Here is a 774-nt window from a genome sequence, read left to right on the forward strand (position 1 = left end):
GCCGCGGTGCGCACGCTGGCGCACGCGCTGCAGCGCAACGACCTGCTCGGTTACGCCCGCGCCGCGGTGCCGCCGGCCCAGTACCAGCGCCTGCAACAGGCCTGGAGCGAGGACCACAGCCGCTGGCCGCTGACCGAGCTGCCGCTGGCCGAACGCCTGCCCGAGGTGCTCGACACCCTCGCCGCGCCGGACGCCGAGCGCCAGCTGCAACGCGCCTTCGACGCGCAGTTCGGCGGCCAGGCGGCGAGCCTGAAGCAGGCGGCGCACTCGCTGGGCCTGTTCGGCGTGCAGTTCCTGCGCAACCAGGGCCACTACACGCCCGAACAGCGCGGCCACTACGTGCAACTGGTGCAGGCGCTGAGCGCCTGGGCCGCGCGCGCACCGTTGTCCGAGCGCAAGCGCGCCCAGGCGGCGCTCGCGCGGCTGTGCGCGAGCGCGCGCCGCACCGGTGTGCGCAACGATGCCGACCTGCGCACCCTGGGCATGGACGAGAGCCTGCGCCGGCTGGGCCCGTTCCTGGCCGACCTCAAGGCGGTGCTGGCCGACTACGGCCTGGACCTGGACGCCAGCGCCGGCGCGCTGCGCACCGGCCTGGTCAACCAGCAGGGCGACCAGGCGGTGGTGCGCATCCAGTACCCGCTGGACGGCGAACAGATCGACACCACCGCGGTGCTGGTGCGCCGCGACGGGCACTGGTACCTGCGCGACACCCTCAGCGAGGTGGATGCGCTGCTGGCGGCCAGCGCCGGTACCGCCGCCGCGGCCGCGGCACCC

General features: G+C 75.2%; 1 protein-coding gene. It reads left to right on the forward strand.

Translation table 11 applies throughout. The features are described 5' to 3' along the window. Nucleotides 1-774, forward strand: a 774-nt coding sequence (locus D588_RS0115630) for a hypothetical protein (RefSeq protein ID WP_017916651.1), incomplete at both ends; no start/stop codon positions are given.

This window comes from Xanthomonas sp. SHU 308 (genome assembly GCF_000364645.1).
Classification (GTDB): Bacteria; Pseudomonadota; Gammaproteobacteria; order Xanthomonadales; family Xanthomonadaceae; genus Xanthomonas_A; species Xanthomonas_A sontii.